This window comes from Nonomuraea aridisoli, from assembly GCF_003236395.1.
Classification (GTDB): domain Bacteria; phylum Actinomycetota; class Actinomycetes; order Streptosporangiales; family Streptosporangiaceae; genus Nonomuraea; species Nonomuraea aridisoli.
Genome location: NZ_POUD01000696.1, coordinates 1 through 411, shown reverse-complemented (window position 1 = coordinate 411; position 411 = coordinate 1). Strand labels below are relative to the sequence as shown.

The window sequence follows — 411 nt, the reverse complement described above, 5'->3', positions numbered from 1 at the left end:
ACTTTAACGTAGCAGGAGCCTATCCAGATGGTTCAATTGGCGAAGATCATGGACCAGAAACTCATTTAACACCAATTATCTTGCAAGTGGCTCTAGGTAAACGTGACCAATTACAAATTTTTGGAGATGACTATCATACTCCAGATGGTACGAACGTACGTGACTATGTGCACGTTTTAGATCTTGCGGATGCTCATATTTTAGCAATCGATTATCTTAAAGCAGGTGATGATAGCGACATCTTCAACTTAGGTTCATCAACTGGTTTCTCAGTTAAAGAAATGGTTGAAGCAGCACGTGAAGCAACTGGTGAAGCCATTCCAGCTAAAATTGCGGCTCGCCGTCCTGGAGATCCAGATTCATTAATTGCTGCAAGTCAAAAAGCACGCAAAATTTTAAAATGGAATCCTC

The 411-nt window shown here is 41.1% G+C and carries 1 protein-coding gene; it reads left to right on the top strand.

Features of this window, described 5'->3' with window-relative positions; translation table 11 throughout:
• A partial coding sequence (locus tag C1J01_RS54395) for an NAD-dependent epimerase/dehydratase family protein (protein WP_146607981.1) occupies window positions 1–411 on the top strand: 411 nt, incomplete at both ends.